Here is a 19,822-nt window from a genome sequence, read left to right on the forward strand (position 1 = left end):
ATTGCTATTCCGTTTAACCTTTAAAAACCAGGAAAATCAAACAGGCGAAAACCGGGATTGCCGCAGTCAGGCTATCAATCCGGTCGAGAACACCACCATGGCCAGGAATCAAATGGCCACTGTCTTTAATGCCGGCTTCACGCTTAAACATACTCTCGGTTAAATCCCCCAGCACCGAGGCCAACACCGCCAGCACTGAACTGATTAATAACGTATTTAAAGAGATATGCAGCGGTGCATACAGGCTAAACAACCATGCCAGCAGCGCAGAGGAAACTAAACCACCCACTAACCCTTCCAGGGTTTTACCCGGAGAAACTTTAGGTGCCAGTTTATGTTTGCCGAACAGGCGTCCAAATGCATAGGCACCTGAATCTGCTCCCCAGACCAGGAACATAACGTACAGTAACCACCAGGCTCCAGTATAGCTATTTTCTTCAAAGCCATATTGACGTAACACCAGCATACCCCAAAAAAATGGCACAATGGTCAGAACACCAAAAATCAGACGTAACAAACGGGAATGTTTCCAGAACTGTGCAGAAGCTGGATAAAACAACACCATCAGCAACGCCAGAACCCACCAGCCCAGAGAGGCCAGCAGAAAACCTTCAACAACCGGATGTAACAGCAATGGCAATGGTGAAATATGGGTTGGCCAATATAGCACAAACAGACCAACACCACAGAGAGCCGCCAACATAATGCGCTGAACCGGCGTTCCCATGCCCGCCAACTGCCCCCACTCCCATGCGGCCAACATGCAAATCGCCACAGTCATAATGGCAAAAGGTAAAGGTGGCAACATAAACAATGCCGCAATAACCAGAGGAATAAGAATCAACGCGGTAATGATGCGTGACTTTAACACGAGAACCTCCTACAGTTCCTTAATACTCGCGGGTTCAGTCCCACCAAAACGGCGTTCGCGTTGTGCAAATGCATTAAGCGCACCTTCAAAAACAAGCTCATCAAAATCAGGCCACAGCACTTCCGTAAAATAGAGCTCCGCGTAAGCTATTTGCCACAGCAAGAAGTTACTTATCCGATGTTCACCACCGGTCCTGATCACTAAATCTACCGGAGCCAGCTCGCACAAATTAATGTGCTGGCTCACCATTTCTTCGCTGATATCTTCTGGCGCGACATCACCGCTTTTTACCTGCTGCGCTATCTGTTGAACCGCCTGAATAATATCCCAGCGCCCACCATAATTTGCTGCAATATTTAATGTCAGTCCGGTATTGGCTTCAGTCACCGCCTCAGCGCGTTGAATACGCCCCTGTAAGCGTTCACTAAAACGTTCGGTATCACCGATAATTTTTAAACGGACATTATGTTTATGTAAGCTCTTTACCTCTTTGTCCAGAGCTCGAATAAAAAGCTCCATTAAGGCAGTCACTTCTTGAGGTGGGCGATTCCAGTTCTCGCTACTGAATGCATAAAGCGTGAGTGCTTCAATTCCGTTATTGACGGCAAAACTCACGGCTCTGCGTACAGCTTTTGCACCTTCCTGATGACCAAAGATTCTCATTTTACCTAACTGTTTAGCCCAACGTCCGTTGCCATCCATAATGATAGCAACATGACGGGGCACAGATGCTTTAGGGTTATTCACTTGCTGTTTAGCGGGCGACATAACTTATTAGAATTCCTCAGCTAAAAATAGAACAACCGTAAGAGACTGTTGTTTTTCTTGCGCAAAAAAGCCGTGAACACTTCACGGCAAAAAAAAAACAGCTCGTTAACGCGCTTTTCTACCGCCCAATTCCATGGATCGGATAGCTTAAACCGCATGATGAAACAAACTATACCATTTCGCCCCAATTGGAACAAATCGACCATTGTTAATGATTCCATAATGCAATAATCTGGTTTGCCTGCATTCTGGCCCATGAATCTATAGCTAAAACCTCATCAATACTGTGGGGTTCCGCATGAACCAAAGATGCCATCACTTGATTATTAATAGCGGCAATATCAGTAAACGCAATTTTACTCTGTAAAAATGCATCAACGCTACACTCATTAGCAGCATTTAACGTTGTTGTCGCTGCCTGACCGGCATGACTGGCTTCAATAGCCAACTTGAGGCAAGGATAGCGCTCAAAATCCGGTTGCTCAAACGTCAGAGCACCAATACTACAAAAGTCCAGATGGCTAACGCCGGATGCCACCCGGTTTGGATACGCCATCGCGTGAGCAATTGGCGTGCGCATATCTGGCGTTCCTAATTGCGCAATAACGCTGCCATCATGATAGCGTACCATAGAGTGGATAACCGACTGAGGGTGAATCAACACTTCCATCTGTTCGGGTGAAGCGTTAAACAACCAACGTGCTTCAATATACTCCAGCCCCTTATTCATCATAGTTGCTGAATCGACAGAAATCTTGCGCCCCATTGACCAGTTAGGATGTGCACAGGCCTGATCGGGTGTCATATGCTTCAATTGTTCCACCGCTGCCGTTCTGAAAGGACCGCCAGAACCGGTTAAAACAATGCGAGTGATTCCCTGTTCTTCTAATGAAGCACAGCCAAGATCCTGTTGAACCGCTTCCGGCATACTCTGAAAAATAGCATTATGTTCACTGTCGATTGGCAAGAGTTGCGCTCCAGACCGGGCAACGGCATCCATAAACAGACGCCCACAGGTAACTAACGACTCTTTATTCGCCAGTAACACCTGTTTGCCCGCCCTGATTGCAGCCAGCGTTGGCAACAGGCCAACAGCGCCTACAATGGCTGCCATCACTTGATCAACTTCGGCATCTTCAGCCAACTCACAAGCCGCCTGAGTACCACTGACCACTTCCGTCATCATCCCTTCAGACTTAAGGATGGTACGTAGCCGTTGTGCAGAAGTTTCATCAGCCATCGACGCAAAGCGGGGGGAGAACTCCCGACACTGCTGCGCCATCTTTTCAACATTGCTACCGGCAACTAATGCAAACACACTGAATAAATGTGGATTTTCCCGGACTACCGACAAAGTACTATGACCAATGGAGCCGGTAGATCCAAGAATAGTTATTTTTTTCATTAGACTAATTCATTATCACTGACAAACACGCTGGTATTTCAACAGAAGTAGCACTGTCGAAATTGAATGCTGCACATATTACTCTTTTCATGGTGAAGAGATCACTAATTAACTGAGTCGGGTGAACCGCGCCATCTCTCGTTTTGTAAAAAAAAAAGCCCGGTGCTGGTCACTGCCACCGGGCCGTAGTACGAAACAGAATCAGAACGCCATTAATTCAGCTTCTTTCTCTGCCAATGCTTCATCCACTTTCTTGATATAAATATCAGTCAGTTTTTGGATATCATCCTGTGATTTACGCTCATCGTCTTCGCCGATCTCTTTATCTTTCAGCAGCGCTTTAACTTTGTCGTTAGCATCACGGCGAACGTTACGAATAGAAACACGACCTTGTTCTGCTTCATTACGCACAACTTTGGTCAAATCTTTACGACGTTCTTCGGTTAACGGAGGAAGTGGAACACGAATAACCGTACCTGCAGAAGATGGATTTAAGCCTAAATCCGCTGACATGATTGCCTTTTCAACCGCCGGGCCTAAGCTACGGTCAAATACTGTAATAGCTAAAGTACGAGAGTCTTCAACCACTACGTTGGCTAACTGACGCAAAGGGGTTGCTGAACCGTAATAGTCAACCTGAACACCATCAAGAATGCTTGGATGAGCACGGCCAGTACGAACTTTGCTGATATGTGTTTTAAACATTTCCAGGCACTTTTCCATGCGTACCTGAGCATCTTGTCTAATATCGTTGATCACGTTGCTAACCTTTTAATGCTAGTAATATGGTGGGCCACGCCTTATGCACAGCCCGCGAATAAGAAATTTGCCACTTTGCTTCAACACTCATCTTCAGCCTGAAGAGAAGCATACTATAAGCTTTTATTGAACCGCCGCGCTGAATTATTCAGCCGGTTTAGTAATTAAAGTCCCTTCAGCTTCGCCCATCACTACGCGGCGTAAGGCTCCAGGCTTATTCATATTAAATACGCGAATCGGTAAGTTATGGTCACGGGCCAGTGTAAATGCGGCCAAATCCATCACTTTCAGTTCACGTTCTAATACATCCTGATAGCTCAGGGTTTCATACAGTGTTGCTTCCGGGTTTTTCACCGGATCCTCTGAGAATACACCGTCTACTTTGGTCGCCTTTAATACCACATCCGCTTCAATTTCGATGCCGCGTAAACAGGCAGCGGAATCGGTAGTAAAGAATGGATTACCGGTACCCGCAGAAAAAATAACTACACGGCCATGACGCAGCAGGCTGATAGCTTCTGCCCAGCTGTAATCATCACAGACGCCGTTAAGAGGAATTGCTGACATCAGACGAGCGTTCACATAGGCACGATGTAGCGCATCACGCATAGCCAGTCCGTTCATTACGGTAGCTAACATTCCCATGTGGTCGCCCACTACACGATTCATACCGGCTTTTGCCAGGCCTGCACCGCGAAATAGATTGCCGCCACCAATAACTACACCAACCTGAATGCCTAATTCGACCAGCTCTTTAATCTCTTGTGCCATGCGGTCTAACACGCTGGCATCAATGCCAAAACCTTCGGAGCCTTGCAAGGCTTCGCCACTTAATTTAAGCAGGATTCTTTGATATACGGGTTTTGCGTTAGTAGCCATAGTCTTATTTCCTGGTTGGCTGTTTATAATGGTCTGTTTATTCTAAAAAAACGGACCGATATGGTGATCGATCCGCCTTTATGCATCAAGCTAAGATTACTTAGTCATCGCAGCAACTTCTGCCGCAAAGTCTACTTCTACTTTCTCGATACCTTCACCCACTTCAAAGCGGATAAATTGTACAACGCCAGCTTTCTTCTCTTTCAGCAGATCGCCAACGGTTTTGCTTGGATCCATAACGAAAGCCTGACCAGTCAGAGAGATCTCACCGGTGAACTTACGCATACGGCCTTCAACCATTTTCTCAGCGATGTCGCGAGGTTTGCCAGATTGCATAGCGATGTCGATCTGGATTTCGTGCTCACGAGTAACCACTTCAGCAGGTACGTCGTCAGGAGAAACGAACTCAGGCTTGCTTGCAGCAATGTGCATAGCAACATGCTTAACCAGCTCATCATCAGTAGTACCGGTTGCAGAAACCAGAACACCAATACGAGCACCGTGCATGTAAGCGCCCAGTCTGTCGCCTTTAACTACCTCAACGCGACGAATATTGATGTTCTCACCAATTTTCGCTACCAGCGCAGTACGCTGCTCTTCAAATTTTGCTTTTAATGCTTCAACATCATCGATGTTTTCAGCCAGTGCTGCATCAACAGCTGCGTTAGCAAAAGCCAGGAAACCGGCATCTTTAGCAACGAAGTCAGTTTCACAGTTAACTTCCATGATGACGCCAACTTTAGCATCAGCAGCGATTTTAGTCAGAATAACGCCTTCAGCAGCTACACGGCCAGCTTTCTTAGCCGCTTTTGCCTGACCTGATTTACGCATGTTGTCGATGGCCAGCTCGATATCGCCATTTGCTTCAACCAGCGCTTTCTTACATTCCATCATACCAGCACCGGTACGATCGCGAAGTTCTTTTACTAGAGCTGCAGTAATTTCAGCCATTCTCTTTATCCTCGGTTATTCTTTGTCGGATGTTCTGTTGCATAAATAAGCAAAAAGGGAGCCTGCAAAGGCCCCCTAACCAACATATCTAATACCTGGTTAATAAGGGCTCTCTAATGGAGCACGCCTTATTACTCTGCTTCGATGAAGCTTTCTTCTACAGCCTGAACGCCCTGGTCTGAACGACCTTCACGTACGGTTGCAGCAACAGCGCCAAGGTACAGTTGTACTGCACGGATAGCATCATCGTTACCAGGGATAACGAAGTTAACACCGTCCGGATCAGAGTTAGTATCAACAACAGCAAATACAGGGATACCCAGGTTGTTTGCTTCTTTGATAGCAATGTGTTCGTGATCGGCATCGATAACGAAAATTGCATCAGGCAGGCCGCCCATGTCTTTGATACCACCCAAGCTGTTCTCAAGCTTTTCCATTTCACGAGTACGCATCAGCGCTTCTTTCTTGGTCAGCTTATCGAAAGTACCATCTTGTGCCTGGACTTCTAATTCTTTTAAACGTTTGATTGACTGACGAACGGTTTTCCAGTTAGTCAGCATGCCACCTAACCAACGGTGGTTAACGTAGAATTGGTTGCAGCTCTTTGCAGCTTCTTTTACTGGCTCGGATGCAGCGCGTTTAGTACCAACAAACAGGATTTTGCCTTTGTGAGACGCAATCTTGCCTAACTCAGCCAGCGCTTCGTTAAACATTGGTACGGTTTTTTCAAGGTTGATGATATGAACTTTGTTACGAGCACCGAAGATGAAAGGTTTCATTTTCGGGTTCCAGTAACGGGTCTGGTGACCAAAGTGTACACCAGCCTTGAGCATATCGCGCATTGATACAGTTGCCATTATTACCTCTATGAGTAAAGTTTGGGGTTATGCCTCCACGTATCCCATAACGCCGACCCCTGAACAGTAATATTCCGGAGCACCCCGCCGTATGTGTCGATACGTGTGTGTTATAACGTTGATTAATGTTAGTGGAGATCCCATTGCCTAAAAACACAACTGAGTAGTGTTAATAGTGCGGATTTCCGGCGCGCTTTATACCATAAAAGAGGCAATTAATGCCACTACTTACTATGAGTAATAGCGAAAAAACTATGGCCAAAGCGAAAAAAGTACCGCATCACGCACTTTAACTCAGCGCGATACGGGACGATTCATCTTAAGTCTAGTTTAGTTGCGGATGATTTTCCCATCCTGATAGACCCACTTGCCATCCACCATGGTGCGAACGACCTGACCAACCATCTCCATACCGGTAAAAGGGCAGGATTTACCGCGGGTCAGCATGGTGTGCGGGTCTACAATCCACTCTTTTTTCGGGTCGATAAGCACCAGATCCGCCAGACCGCCAACGCTTAGATGGCCGCGATCTTTCCAGTCAAACGCCGCCGCCGGACCCGCTGTCATTTTCTGAATCAATGCCTGTAGGCTCCACTGTCCGGTTTGTACCAGACAGCTATGCAGTACGCTGAATGCGGTTTCAAATCCGGCAAATCCGCAAGGTGCTTCATTAAACTCACAGTCTTTCTCTTCATAAGCGTGTGGAGCGTGGTCGGTGGCAATGGCGTCCAGCGTGCCATCTTTCAGACCTTCGATTAGCGCGACAATATGTTCATTGGTACGCAAGGGCGGGTTAACTTTGAAGGCGGAGTCAAAAGACTCAATCGTTTTATCTACCAGACACAGGTGGTGGGGCGTAACTTCAGCGGTGACTTTAATGCCTTTGGCCTTAGCTTCACGAATTAAATCTACCGCCCCTTTACTGCTTACATGGGCGATATGCACGTGCCCACCGGTCATTTCAGCCAACATAATCTCACGGGATACCGCAATGTTTTCCGCTTCCGCCGGGCGGCCTTTCAGGCCCAGTCTGGCAGAGACACAACCTTCATGCATCACGCCGTCTGCCACCAGGCAGCAATCTTCTGAGTGAGAAATCACCGGCAGATTAAACATGCTGGCGTATTCCAGTGCCGCACGCATCAGGCGGCCATCATTAACATAGTAACCATCATCAGAAAACGCTCTGGCTCCAGCCTGTGCCATATCACCAATTTCTGACAGCTCTTTTCCTTCCAGACCTTTGGTCACCGCGCCGGTAATTTCTACCCTCACTACCGCATCGGTCTGAATTTTATGTTTCATACCGGCGACAATAATCGCCTGATCGATAACCGGACGGGTATTTGCCATGGTCAGAATAGTGGTGAAACCGCCAGCAGCAGCCGATGCGGTACCGGTTAACAGATCTTCTTTTGCTTCTTGTCCTGGTTCACGCAGGTGACAGTGGATATCAATAAATCCAGGGCTGATGACTAACCCACTGGCATCAATCACTTCATCACCCGTTTCCGCATTCAGTGATTTACCAACTGCCGCCACTTTTCCATTCGCTACGCGAATATCCAGCACATCATTTAAACCATTAGCAGGATCGATCAGGTGACCATTTTTAATTAACCACTGTGCCATTATGCTTGTACCCCATCAGCTAAAGTTAAAGATAGAACTGCCATTCTGACTGCCACACCGTTATTCACCTGCTCTTCAATGGCCGAGAAACGCCCATAAGCCACATCCGGTGATATCTCCAGCCCACGGTTCATTGGACCAGGATGCATCACTAATACATTCTCTTTTGCCAGTTTCAGACGTTCATCGTTAATACCGAAGATACGGGCATATTCACGTGGCGTTGGGAATAATCCCTTCTTCTGACGTTCTAACTGAATACGCAATACGTTCACTACATCTGCATCCGCGATGGCATCTTCCACACGATGGTGGATGGTGACCCCCATATCCAGCATTTCTTTAGGAATTAACGTTTTTGGTCCGCCAAGATGAACTTCAGCGCCCATTTTCAACAAACCCCAGATATTTGAGCGGGCTACCCGGCTATGCAAAATATCGCCTACAATCGCGACCTTTTTACCAGCGATAGAACCGTGATGCTGACGAATAGTTAACAGATCTAACAGCCCCTGAGTTGGATGCTCATGGGCCCCATCGCCAGCGTTAATCACCACGGCTTTAACATAACGCGTCGCATATTGGGCTGCCCCTTCAGCGCTGTGGCGCATAACAATGGCGTCAACGCCCATCGCCTGAACCGTTAACAGGGTATCTCTCAGGCTTTCCCCTTTTGCAACGCTGGAGGTTGAAGCGGCAATGTTAATGACATCGGCACCCAGATATTTACCCGCCAACTCAAAGGATGAACGTGTTCTGGTACTATTTTCAAAGAAGACGTTAACGATTGCTTTTCCGCGCAGCGTAGACAATTTTTTGATGTCTTGCTTAGTGACCTTTTTCATTTCATCCGCGGTATTCAACACACGTTCGATATCAGCAACCGACATGTGTTCCAACCCTAAAATATGTTGGCCTCGCATTATATTTTTCGCTCCTCTGTTGAAATTTGAATCAAAAAAAACCCCCAATCTAATACTTGTTAGTATCTGATTAGGGGTTGATATCAACCTTTTTAGCTATGTGTACTCTCATCCTGCTTTGCCCAATTTACTGTTAAGTGGTTTTAAAAAACCTCTTACCTCACACTAAAGATAAAAGACAGCGCACAAACCTTCTTAATTTACCAGATATATAAATAGGGTCAATAAGTATTAGTTAGCATCACCCATTTTTTATTTTTCAACACACATTAACCCTTATTATAGAAGGGTTATTGATACGATAAATTTGGTTCTCTTTTGCAGGACTGATACCATATTCAGATCGTGAATTGATTATCGTTGTCAGTTAACCCTGCGTCCTGTGAGCTTCGTTATGTGCTGACGCCTATCATTAGTGGACAATTTTATGGCTATATCTATCAAAACCCCTGAAGACATTGCAAAAATGCGCGTAGCTGGCCGTCTGGCCGCGGAAGTATTGGAAATGATCGAGCAGTACGTTAAGCCCGGCGTAACCACCGGCGAACTGGATCGTATTTGTCATGACTATATTACCAACACTCAGCACGCGATTTCTGCCAGCCTTGGTTATCATGGTTTTCCCAAGTCTGTTTGTATTTCTGTTAATGAAGTGGTCTGTCATGGCATCCCCAGCGATGATAAGAAGCTGAAAGATGGCGATATTGTTAATATTGACGTTACAGTGATTAAAGATGGCTTCCATGGTGATACCTCCAAAATGTATTTTGTGGGTAAACCAACCATTCTGGGCGAACGTCTGTGTCGTGTAACTCAGGAAAGTCTGTATCTGGCGTTAAAAATGGTTAAACCAGGCATTCGTCTGCGTACTCTGGGTAAAGCTATTCAACAATATGTTGAGAAGCAGGGTTTCTCGGTAGTCAGAGAGTATTGTGGTCATGGTATTGGTGAAGGTTTCCATGAAGAACCGCAGGTGCTGCATTATGATGCGGATGACGGCGGTGTCGTATTGCAAAAAGGCATGACTTTTACCGTTGAACCTATGGTTAACGCCGGTGATTTCCGTATTCGTACCATGAGCGATGGCTGGACAGTGAAAACCAAAGACCGCAGTTTATCTGCTCAATATGAGCATATGATTGCCGTTACTGACACCGGTTGTGAGATTCTGACCCTGCGGAAAGATGACACGATTGAGGCTATTTTGACGCCAGAAGCTTAACTGTTTTTTGGTTGTTGTTTTTTAAGTGGCTGACGTGAGTTGGCCATTTTTATTATTGTGTATTGATGAAGTTTCTTAAATTGGCTCTGAGGACATCTTTCTAATCATCATGCTTTCTGCGCTTTCATCTGGCGAATTTTCGGGTTTACAGGTAGCTTAAGTAGTAGTGCGTTGTCCGCTGCGGCAACGATGGATTATTTTGTGATTAACTCCGCTATCAGAAGGTTATTATCACTATGTTTGAGCACGTTTTGCTGAAAAAGCCCTGCGATCCCTCCTGTTTAAGTAACAGTGAATTGACGTTGCCCAATCTGAAGCAAGAGTTGGAACGTTTTCAGCTCTGGTTAAAAGAGGCTTTTGCAGCGGACGTGGCTGTTGATGAATTGCTTAAAGCGCGTTCAGATTATATAGATCACCTGCTACAGCGACTCTGGCTCTTTCATGGTTTTATTAAGCCAACGGCGAAGGGACTGGCTAACCGCAGTGGATTAGCATTAATTGCTGTTGGGGGCTATGGTCGCAGCGAGTTACACCCCCTCTCTGATATTGATATTTTAGTCCTTAGCGACCAGCCATTAAATGAAGAGCAATCTCAGCGAGTTAGTGAAATTATTACTTTGCTGTGGGACTTAAAGCTGGAGGTAGGACATAGTGTACGCACGCTGGAACAGTGTCTGGAAGAGTGTATTGCCGACCTGACCGTAGCCACCAATCTGATTGAATCACGATTAATTTGTGGTGATATAGCGCTGTTTCTCTCCCTACAAAAACATATTTTCGGGCAGGACATCTGGCCTTCCGATACCTTCTTCCACGCCAAGTGTCAGGAGCAGGAAGAACGCCACCAGCGTTACCACGGCACCAGCTATAACCTTGAACCTGATATTAAAGCCAGCCCCGGCGGTTTGCGGGATATTCATACTTTACTCTGGGTCGCCCGTCGCCATTTTGGTGCCACATCTCTTGATGAGATGGTGAGCTTTGGCTTTTTAACTCCCGCGGAATGCACCGAACTGGAAGAGTGTCAGGCTTTCTTATGGCGTATTCGTTTTGCCCTGCATTTAATTCTGCCGCGCTACGATAATCGCCTGTTATTCGATCGACAACTCAGTGTTGCCACCCTGTTGGGCTATAAAGGCGAAGGTAATCGCCCCATAGAGCGTATGATGAAAGATTATTATCGCGTTACCCGTAGGGTTGCGGAGCTTAATCATATGCTATTACAGCTGTTTGATGAGGCGATTTTAGCCGTTGACCATACCGATAAGCCGCAAATTTTGGATGAACGTTTTCAATTACGCGGTCAGTTAATTGATTTACGCGATCCTAATCTGTTTATTGAGCAGCCTGAAACTATTCTGGGGTTGTTCTACCGTCTGGTCAGCAATCCCGACATTAAAGGCATTTACTCAACTACCCTGCGCCATCTTCGCTATGCCCGTCGCCATCTTAAACAGCCACTGTGCGAACTACCTGCCGCTCGTCAGTTGTTTATGGCTATCTTACGCCACCCCAGAGCCGTCAAACGGGCCATTGTGCCAATGCATCGCCATAGCGTACTCGCGGCCTATATGCCTCAATGGGGAAAGATTGTCGGACAGATGCAATTTGACCTGTTTCATGTCTATACCGTTGATGAACATACCATTCGGGTATTGTTAAAGCTGGAGAGTTTTGCCGATGAAGAGACGCGTCAGGCTCACCCTCTTTGTGTGGAGCTTTTCCCCCGATTGCCAAAACAGTCATTGTTGCTCATGGCGGCGCTGTTTCACGATATTGCTAAAGGACGTGGCGGTGACCACTCCACGCTAGGCGCGGAAGACGCCAAAGATTTTGCCACATTACACGACCTCAACTCTAACGAAATTGATTTAGTCAGTTGGCTGGTCAGGCAGCATCTGCTGATGTCAGTAACCGCCCAGCGTCGTGATATACAAGACCCGGAAGTTATTCAGCAGTTTGCTACCGAAGTACAAACAGAAACCCGATTGCACTATCTGATTTGCCTTACCGTAGCTGATATCTGTGCCACTAACGAACCGTTATGGAATAGCTGGAAGCAAAGCCTGTTACGTGAACTCTATTTCGCCACAGAAAAACAGTTGCGTCACGGCATGCATTATCGACCGGACTTAAGAGAACGCGTTCGGCACCATCGCGCTCAGGCGCTAGCTCTGTTACGACGGGATAATATTGACGAGGCCGCACTGCATAATCTATGGAGCCGATGCCGGGCCGACTATTTTCTGCGCCATACGCCGGGCCAGTTGGCCTGGCACGCCCGTCATCTGGTGAATCATAAATCTGATAAACCACTGGTGCTTATCAGTCCTACCCCTAATCGGGGGGGAACAGAAATCTTTATCTATAGCCATGACCGCCCCTACTTGTTTGCAGCTACCGTTGGTGAGCTGGACAGAAAAAATCTGAGCGTTCACGATGCCCAAATTTTTACCAACCGCGATGAAATGGCAATGGACAGTTTTATTGTTCTGGAACCTGATGGCAGGCCCTTAACCCCGGACCGCCACCACACCATCCGTGAAGGATTGGAACAGGCGATAACCCAGCCGGTGTATGAACGCCCACGTCCGCGTATGCTATCTTCTAAACTTCGCCACTTTAATGTAGCCACTCACGTAACTTTCTTACGGGGCCATAGCGAACGACGTACCTATATGGAACTGGTTGCCCTTGATCAACCGGGTCTATTGGCCAGAGTGGGTGAAGTTTTTGCCGATTTAGGGCTATCGCTACACAGCGCACGTATCTCCACCATTGGAGAGCGTGTTGAAGACTTATTCATTCTCACAAACAGTGAACGAACAGCGTTATCTTCTGAAATTTGCGAACTTTTGAAACAAAGGTTGACAGAAACCCTGAATCCAACGGATAAATATGGCCCCAAATAACATTCTCTTAAATACACGACATCAGGAAAAGAAATGCAGCAGTTAAAAACCGTGATAGAAACCGCCTTTGAGCGCCGTGCTGAAATTACCCCGGCGAATGCAGATACCGTTCTTCGTGAAGCTGTTAAGCAAACTATTGCTAAATTAGACAGCGGTGAATTACGCGTTGCCGAAAAAATCAACGGTGAGTGGGTCACACATCAGTGGCTAAAAAAAGCGGTTCTGCTTTCGTTCCGTATTAACGATAATGTTGTCATGGATGGCGCAGAAGCCCGCTATTTCGATAAAGTTCCAATGAAATTTGCCGACTATGATGCAGCACGTTTCCAGCGTGAAGGTTTTCGGGTTGTTCCACCGGCCAGCGTTCGTCAGGGTGCCTTTATTGCCCGTAACACAGTATTGATGCCATCTTATGTCAACATTGGTGCTTATGTTGATGAAGGCTCTATGGTGGATACCTGGGCAACCGTAGGCTCCTGTGCCCAAATTGGTAAAAATGTTCACCTGTCCGGCGGCGTGGGTATCGGTGGAGTACTTGAACCACTGCAAGCCAACCCAACCATTATTGAAGATAACTGCTTTATCGGTGCCCGTTCTGAAGTCGTGGAAGGTGTGATCGTTGAAGAGGGTTCCGTTATTTCGATGGGTGTTTACATCGGTCAAAGTACACGTATTTACGATCGCGAAACTGGCGAAATCCACTATGGTCGCGTTCCGGCTGGCTCAGTCGTAGTTTCAGGTAACCTGCCGTCTAAAGATGGCAAATACAGTCTGTACTGTGCGGTTATCGTGAAGAAGGTAGATGCCAAGACTCGCGGTAAAGTGGGAATTAACGAACTGCTGCGGACGATTGATTAATCACGCTCATCGTTCTAAGTTAAACTCAAAACGCGGGCAACGACAATGCCCGCGTTTGCATTTCAATCGACTCAAACTAAAAATCACCCCAAAACTCAATACATTTTGGCTCTTCTGGTGAATCAAAACTCCCCGGCAGTGAAAAGCTAAACTCATGTGCAAAATAGCTCGCCAGGTCGTAACCGTAATAGATGATATCCGTCTGATAAACGGAAAATACCGGATTGCCAATTTCATCAGGTGTCGCTGGAATATAGCGATGAGAATAAATTGGGATAAGTTTAGGGTAAGCGCAAAAATTCTGGCTAACAATAACGCTTCTTTCTTCTGCACTCTCCGGCCTATCACCCCATTCCTGCATCCAGAATTCATTATTCTCCACATCAAACAACATACCCTCCAACGGCCAGTTGATACGCTGTTCTATCTGCTGTTTTTCTTTAAAAGAATGCAAGCCTGCACGCCAGTTTACAAACCGGTCCGAAACAGGCAAAGCCGCTTGAAGAAACTGCTTCAGGTCGGGAGGAAAAGTGACCTGAAACTCAAATTGAATCGCAATAAGTTCATCATCACTTAAACCTTCAGCAAAGGTAACACCACACTTTTTCAAATATTTAATCAGTAATGTTATTTGCGAAATATTCATGATGTTATGCCAGCCCCCAGTTTAATTCACCTTCACGATTAATATTTAAATACCAGTTTTTATCAAGCCGCCGGTCTGCATATGTTTCATTCAGCAAAAAGGTCGCTTTCCTGATAATTTCCGCCACTTTTCCCGGCGTTAACGGTTTAAGCTGGAAATAATTATTCGCTCTCTCTTGCTGCTCCGGCGTAACCGCATTAATGATATCGCCATAAAATAGCCATGGATTATGAAACTGATAATGCACCGTTAACCAGGGATAAGCTTTACGCCCGGCAATCCAGATGCGTAAAAAAAGATAATCACCATTCGCCGCATCAGGATCCCATAGCACTCTCCAGAAAAAATCACCGCCGTCAACATGGACCCTACGTAACTTCATCCGCATGTTTATTCCTTTTTAAACATTAGGGTAGTGATTGATATCCCCTGCTATAATAATTATCGCACCGTCATAAAAATAAATCAGGAAGGTTTTCTTATGTACGATAATCTCACCAGTCTTGGTATTACCAATCCTAAACAGATCGACCGCTATAGCCTGCGTCAGGAAGCCAGTAACGATATTTTAAAAATCTATTTTCGTAAGGAAAAAGGTGAATTTTTTGCCAAGAGCGTCAAATTCAAATACCCACGCCAGCGCAAAACCGTTTTAGCTAATCCGGGCGCAGAGAAATCCTATAAAGAAGTCCATGAAATCAGCCCTAATCTTCGCCATGTCATTGAAGAACTTGATAAGATTTGCCATGGAGAACGTATTGAGGTCGACTTAAAGAAAAAGATTCTTTCCGATCTGCGCCATCTCGAACAGGTTGTCACCCATAAAATTGCTGAAATCGAGGCCGACCTGGAAAAGCTGACGGAAAAAGAGAACGGAAAGTAAGCACCGTCTGGCAAAATAATCTTTAATCCTGTCGCAGTACCCAAAAAAATAGAAATCCACCGGTTACATGAGGTGGATTTCTATTATGCTATTCGATGGCGATGACAAGAAACTACTTCCCTACCAGAGCACCCCAGTGTGTAATCCAGTCGGTAGCAAACACCTCTGGTTCAGAAACTTCACTGGAATCAATCAGTAATACATCACCAAGCCGGGTTGCTCCTTGTTCCTGCAACAGTGCGTCAAACTTTTTACCCGCGCCACAGAAGTTCTCATAGTTGCTATCTCCCAGCGCGATTACGCCATAGCGTAGCCCCGGTTGATGCCCTAAAGAGTCTTTAATGTCATAAAATAGCGGTTCAATGGAGCCCGGTAAATCCCCCTGTCCGGTGGTTGAAGTGACTACCAGTACATGTTGCTGCTCGTAGTCCTGCCATTCATCCAGCGTTCCCTCATCAAACACGACAACATCATGCCCTTGTGCTTGCAGCAGGGTTTGAGCTTCTTCAGCAACCATCTGGGCATTACCGTATACGGTACCAACAAAAATTCCTATTTTTGCCATCACTTCTTCTCTCAGTTTTAACGGGTTATCTGACAGAACTATCCTGAGTTATTGCCATATTAATTTCAACCCCATTATATTCAGGGCATTGCGAGGCCCATCCAAATTCTGTCATTAAGTTTTGCCAGCGAGAATCCCAGGGCGCAGAAATAAGTAATGGCTGATGAGTCACCGGATGCTGTAGCGATAAGTGGCTGGCATGCAGCATCAGTCCCTGACAACCAAAATGTTCGGCCACCGCACGATTATGGCGTAAATCACCATAGGCGCTATCACCAATAATCGGATGGAAAATATGCTTCATATGACGGCGAAGCTGATGTTTACGACCCGTTTTGGGGGTTAACTCAACCAGACTATAACGTGCAGTATCATAAGGCCCAACGGCAATGGGTACTTCAACCTGTGACAGCCCCTGATAATGGCTGACGGCAGGTTGAGCCTCTTTATCCTGTTTAGCGAACTTATCGGCGATCTTGTCTGGCTGTTCCACCAGAGGATAATCGATGGTATCGGATTCATAAACATGCCCCCGAACCACCGCATGATAAACCTTATTAATCTGATGATACTCAAACTGCTGAGACATTTGACGCGCTACCTCGCTGGAGAGCGCCATCAACAACACGCCAGACGTTGGCCGATCGAGACGGTGTAGGGTGAAAACATGCTGACCGATCTGGTCGCGTACCGTTTGCATTACTACCACTTTTTCATGCCTGTCCAGCCAACTGCGATGCACTAACCATCCGGAAGGCTTATTTACTGCCACCAGATGTTCATCCTGATACAAAATATCCAGCATTAGAGGGTTTCTTTATTAAGTAGTCGATCGATTTGATGAAGTATATCAATCAGAGATTGGTGGTTTTCAGCACGCTGGCTGAATGCTTCTTCAAAATAGGGCGCTATTGCAATACGAGTAGGTAATGGATGATGCCCTTCCACCAATGCTCTCATTCGGGGAATAAATACCCACTGTAGCCACTCCTCAGGCGACATGGTATCAATACAAAAAGGTTCACGACTTTCGAAAACGCTAAGGTCAGGCGCACAGGAACTCCATAATGCCTGCTCCTGCATCAACTGCTCGATTTCTCCCAGCAATTGCCAAACCTGATTATCTAAACTCATTATTTTCTCTTGAAATTGACACAGCAGACTTGTCTGAAAGCCTGAAAAGGGGGCTGATTATATCACTTTGAGAATGGCGGGTAAAAAGCCAAATATTGAAAAGCAAAAACGAGAAAGGCCCACTGTAATCTACAGTGGGCCTGGTGCGTTATATAGCTTATCCGGCTATGCGCGTTGCTTCCCTGCTCAATCCTTGAAAAATTGTCCTGTCGGTTATCCTAACCTTGCTATCCTTTGCAGCGTCCTACTTTCGTCCTTGTCTCGTCATCCTGCATCGTCCTGATGCTCTTCCTTGCTAGTCGTCCTGACCCCCTACACTCCGGTAGGTACTCATTCTCCATCCTGGAGGTGTCCGCTAGTTTTTTCCTTAAACTTTCCTGTGCTACCATCCTGATAGCGCCATCCCTGATTGTCTTCCTGACTTTCTACATTCCTGGTAGAATCGATTCTCATCCTGAAACTGTCCGTTAGTTCTATCCTGAACTATCCTTCATCTTCCTGATGATATCCTAAGCTCTTCCTAAGCTCTTCCTAAGCGAATCCACTTGCTTTATCCTAAAGCCGTATCATCCTGATACAGACCTTATTCCTGAGCTCCCTTTCGATGGACATAGAATCGCTTAATTTCCCCCGTCTCACAATATACCCTGTAAGACTTACATCCTATGAGATATCTTGCAAACCACTCCATTAACATATAATGCATTGATATTTATTATTATTTTTAAAAATCAACTTTAAGAATTGACGATATGTCTCACAGTGCTTGTAGGATATATCTCACAAGGCGGTGCGCACTCATCGTAAGACACACATCCTAATTTACTTCAGAAAACTCACCTGAGGTTCCAGTTTTTGCAGAAAAACCGCTAACGATTCAGCCAGCATTTCCCGTTTGGCTGTACCAAAATGTTCAAGCACCACTTCACCAGACAGATTACACAGAGAGACCATTTCCATTTCTGAATCGGTGGTAGCAATAAACAGCGTAGGAACCAGTTTTAATCTGCGCTGCGTTACCAGATGCCCAATTAAATTTTCCTGCAATCGAATAAAATCTTCATCACTCCATACCTGAATCAGCGACAGTTCCAATCCGTTAAAATGGGCCGTCATATCCCCGGCATATTGTGAGGTATAAAACTGAGCACCCTCTTCTCTTAACGATATATTCAACGCGCGCTCAACATTAGCCAGCCCGGGCTCAGAACCAAAAGGCTGAGGTAACCAAAGCACTGACTCATCCTGAGTACCAACAATACAAGGAGAGGCCACGCCATACAGCATTTCACTGGCAGGTTCATGACCCGTCTTCTGTTGCCACAAATCAATAAAAGAGGCGGTAAACTGAGTTAAAGCGGAGATTACGGGATATGTCATATTTATCTCAAAGATTGCGTTACACTATATGGCAAATTTTCAATGATTATAACGTTATTCCCTCTTGGGGTAACAGCGGAGTAATAGCATGACTTCCTATTATCAGGATAATCAAGCACTATCAGCGCTTAAACTGGGTAAAGAAACCGCCTATATAGACCATTATGACGCCTCGCTGCTACAGCCCGTTCCTCGCAGCCTGAATCGTGACCCACTGGGATTAAGCGCCACGGCATTACCTTTTCACGGTGCCGATATCTGGACACTGTATGAACTCTCCTGGCTTAACAGCCGGGGGTTACCGCAGGTAGCCGTTGGTGAAGTTCATATTGATGCAAACAGCGTGAATCTGGTTGAGTCAAAAAGTTTTAAGCTTTATCTCAACAGCTTTAATCAGACCACATTTAGCAGTTGGGAAGATGTTCAGCAGATACTCAGTCGTGATTTATCTCTGTGCGCGCAGGGTAATGTCAGCGTCAAACTATTTCGTCTTGAGCAGCTAACCGGAGATACCATTGGCACGCTTGACGGTGAATGTATTGACGATCAGCCGATTGAAATTACCCATTACGACTTTGACGACAAATTACTGGAACAGGCCACAGAGAAGCATGCCCCCATGGTTGAAGAGACGCTGGTCAGTCACCTGCTAAAATCCAACTGCCTGATTACCCACCAACCCGACTGGGGTTCAGTTGCGATCAATTACCGTGGCCCACAAATTAATCGCGAAGCGCTATTGCGCTATATTGTCTCTTTTCGCCACCACAACGAATTTCATGAACAGTGCGTAGAGCGCATCTTTAATGACATTCAACGCTATTGCCATCCGGAAAACCTTAGCGTGTATGCCCGCTATACCCGCCGGGGTGGGCTGGACATAAATCCTTATCGAACAAATACTCAATTTGTACCTCAAACCAAAAGACTGGCCAGACAATAAACAACTTTGCTAACAGCAGAGATCAAAAATAGCAAATATAGTGCGATAAATCATAATATTAAGCGATACATCGCAATATTTATGTAAATGACAGTAAAAAGTACAAGATTACCGTGAATGGTTTCCAGAACATCAGTAAAGTAGAGTGACTTAGGTAAAAATGGTAAATATTATTATCAGAACAAACAGAAAAGCTTGCGATGACCTTTTGAGCCGCTTTTCAATAACCTCAAC

General features: G+C 45.9%; 20 protein-coding genes. 5 read left to right on the plus strand and 15 right to left on the minus strand.

Annotated features, from left to right (window positions below):
* Nucleotides 1–13: 13 nt before the first annotated feature.
* From cdsA to LPW36_RS03375, 9 genes are all read right to left on the minus strand, one after another.
* The gene (cdsA, locus tag LPW36_RS03335; protein ID WP_230608060.1) at nucleotides 14–871 is read right to left on the minus strand and encodes a phosphatidate cytidylyltransferase; all 858 of its coding nucleotides are present in this window, start codon (nucleotides 869–871) and stop codon (nucleotides 14–16) included.
* Nucleotides 872–880: 9 nt separating this feature from the next.
* Complete coding sequence (gene ispU / locus LPW36_RS03340) at nucleotides 881–1,639, minus strand: (2E,6E)-farnesyl-diphosphate-specific ditrans,polycis-undecaprenyl-diphosphate synthase (RefSeq protein WP_230608061.1); 759 nt, start codon at nucleotides 1,637–1,639, stop codon at nucleotides 881–883.
* Nucleotides 1,640–1,847: 208 nt separating this feature from the next.
* Entirely contained in the window at nucleotides 1,848–3,044 is a 1,197-nt protein-coding gene (gene ispC, locus LPW36_RS03345; protein WP_230608062.1) for a 1-deoxy-D-xylulose-5-phosphate reductoisomerase, read from the minus strand.
* A 201-nt stretch (nucleotides 3,045–3,245) separates the two neighbouring features.
* Nucleotides 3,246–3,803, minus strand: coding sequence for a ribosome recycling factor (frr, locus tag LPW36_RS03350; protein WP_230608063.1), 558 nt, complete (start codon nucleotides 3,801–3,803; stop codon nucleotides 3,246–3,248).
* Nucleotides 3,804–3,947: 144 nt separating this feature from the next.
* On the minus strand, nucleotides 3,948–4,682 hold the full coding sequence (pyrH, locus tag LPW36_RS03355) for a UMP kinase (RefSeq protein ID WP_230608065.1): 735 nt from the start codon (nucleotides 4,680–4,682) through the stop codon (nucleotides 3,948–3,950).
* A gap of 96 nt (nucleotides 4,683–4,778) precedes the next feature.
* The gene (tsf, locus tag LPW36_RS03360) at nucleotides 4,779–5,633 is read right to left on the minus strand and encodes a translation elongation factor Ts (protein WP_230608067.1); all 855 of its coding nucleotides are present in this window, start codon (nucleotides 5,631–5,633) and stop codon (nucleotides 4,779–4,781) included.
* A gap of 131 nt (nucleotides 5,634–5,764) precedes the next feature.
* Entirely contained in the window at nucleotides 5,765–6,490 is a 726-nt protein-coding gene (gene rpsB, locus LPW36_RS03365) for a 30S ribosomal protein S2 (protein WP_130590634.1), read from the minus strand.
* A 330-nt stretch (nucleotides 6,491–6,820) separates the two neighbouring features.
* Nucleotides 6,821–8,122 (minus strand): dihydroorotase, encoded by a 1,302-nt coding sequence (locus LPW36_RS03370; protein ID WP_230608068.1) that lies wholly within the window; start codon nucleotides 8,120–8,122, stop codon nucleotides 6,821–6,823.
* Nucleotides 8,122–9,045 (minus strand): aspartate carbamoyltransferase catalytic subunit, encoded by a 924-nt coding sequence (locus tag LPW36_RS03375; protein WP_130590632.1) that lies wholly within the window; start codon nucleotides 9,043–9,045, stop codon nucleotides 8,122–8,124. The genes LPW36_RS03370 and LPW36_RS03375 overlap by 1 nt, the downstream gene beginning before the upstream one ends.
* Before the next feature lie 427 nt (nucleotides 9,046–9,472).
* On the opposite strand from LPW36_RS03375, the gene map reads away from it, so the two are divergent.
* The 3 genes from map (at nucleotide 9,473) to dapD (ending at nucleotide 14,037) form a co-directional block, all read left to right on the plus strand.
* Complete coding sequence (map, locus tag LPW36_RS03380; RefSeq protein WP_230608069.1) at nucleotides 9,473–10,267, plus strand: type I methionyl aminopeptidase; 795 nt, start codon at nucleotides 9,473–9,475, stop codon at nucleotides 10,265–10,267.
* A gap of 236 nt (nucleotides 10,268–10,503) precedes the next feature.
* Entirely contained in the window at nucleotides 10,504–13,179 is a 2,676-nt protein-coding gene (glnD, locus tag LPW36_RS03385; RefSeq protein ID WP_230608070.1) for a bifunctional uridylyltransferase/uridylyl-removing protein GlnD, read from the plus strand.
* Between the two features lie 33 nt (nucleotides 13,180–13,212).
* Nucleotides 13,213–14,037 carry a 2,3,4,5-tetrahydropyridine-2,6-dicarboxylate N-succinyltransferase gene (gene dapD, locus LPW36_RS03390; protein WP_230608071.1) on the plus strand — a complete coding sequence of 275 codons (825 nt, stop codon included), beginning with the start codon at nucleotides 13,213–13,215 and terminating at the stop codon, nucleotides 14,035–14,037.
* Between the two features lie 76 nt (nucleotides 14,038–14,113).
* Here the strand turns inward: dapD and LPW36_RS03395 are convergent, their stop codons facing one another.
* Nucleotides 14,114–14,683: an SMI1/KNR4 family protein gene (locus LPW36_RS03395; protein ID WP_230608072.1), complete on the minus strand. Its 570-nt coding sequence runs from the start codon at nucleotides 14,681–14,683 to the stop codon at nucleotides 14,114–14,116.
* Nucleotides 14,684–14,687: 4 nt separating this feature from the next.
* Nucleotides 14,688–15,065: a hypothetical protein gene (locus LPW36_RS03400; RefSeq protein ID WP_230608073.1), complete on the minus strand. Its 378-nt coding sequence runs from the start codon at nucleotides 15,063–15,065 to the stop codon at nucleotides 14,688–14,690.
* Between the two features lie 99 nt (nucleotides 15,066–15,164).
* On the opposite strand from LPW36_RS03400, the gene LPW36_RS03405 reads away from it, so the two are divergent.
* Entirely contained in the window at nucleotides 15,165–15,566 is a 402-nt protein-coding gene (locus tag LPW36_RS03405) for a DUF3461 family protein (protein WP_108901528.1), read from the plus strand.
* A gap of 112 nt (nucleotides 15,567–15,678) precedes the next feature.
* On the opposite strand, the gene LPW36_RS03410 is transcribed toward LPW36_RS03405, so the two are convergent.
* The 4 genes from LPW36_RS03410 to syd all read right to left on the minus strand — a co-directional run bounded on the left by LPW36_RS03410 (nucleotide 15,679) and on the right by syd (nucleotide 18,645).
* Nucleotides 15,679–16,131 carry a flavodoxin gene (locus tag LPW36_RS03410; protein ID WP_230608074.1) on the minus strand — a complete coding sequence of 151 codons (453 nt, stop codon included), beginning with the start codon at nucleotides 16,129–16,131 and terminating at the stop codon, nucleotides 15,679–15,681.
* Nucleotides 16,132–16,156: 25 nt separating this feature from the next.
* Complete coding sequence (truC, locus tag LPW36_RS03415; RefSeq protein ID WP_230608075.1) at nucleotides 16,157–16,936, minus strand: tRNA pseudouridine(65) synthase TruC; 780 nt, start codon at nucleotides 16,934–16,936, stop codon at nucleotides 16,157–16,159.
* A complete protein-coding gene (locus LPW36_RS03420; RefSeq protein ID WP_230608076.1) occupies nucleotides 16,936–17,265 on the minus strand; it encodes a YqcC family protein in 330 nt (109 codons plus the stop codon). Before LPW36_RS03420 ends, truC begins: the two co-directional genes overlap by 1 nt.
* 822 nt (nucleotides 17,266–18,087) lie before the next feature.
* Nucleotides 18,088–18,645 carry a SecY-interacting protein gene (gene syd, locus LPW36_RS03425; protein WP_230608077.1) on the minus strand — a complete coding sequence of 186 codons (558 nt, stop codon included), beginning with the start codon at nucleotides 18,643–18,645 and terminating at the stop codon, nucleotides 18,088–18,090.
* Nucleotides 18,646–18,733: 88 nt separating this feature from the next.
* On the opposite strand from syd, the gene queF reads away from it, so the two are divergent.
* Nucleotides 18,734–19,588: an NADPH-dependent 7-cyano-7-deazaguanine reductase QueF gene (queF, locus tag LPW36_RS03430; protein WP_230608078.1), complete on the plus strand. Its 855-nt coding sequence runs from the start codon at nucleotides 18,734–18,736 to the stop codon at nucleotides 19,586–19,588.
* Nucleotides 19,589–19,822 lie beyond the last annotated feature (234 nt).

The organism is Limnobaculum eriocheiris (genome assembly GCF_021010575.1).
GTDB lineage: Bacteria > Pseudomonadota > Gammaproteobacteria > Enterobacterales > Enterobacteriaceae > Limnobaculum > Limnobaculum eriocheiris.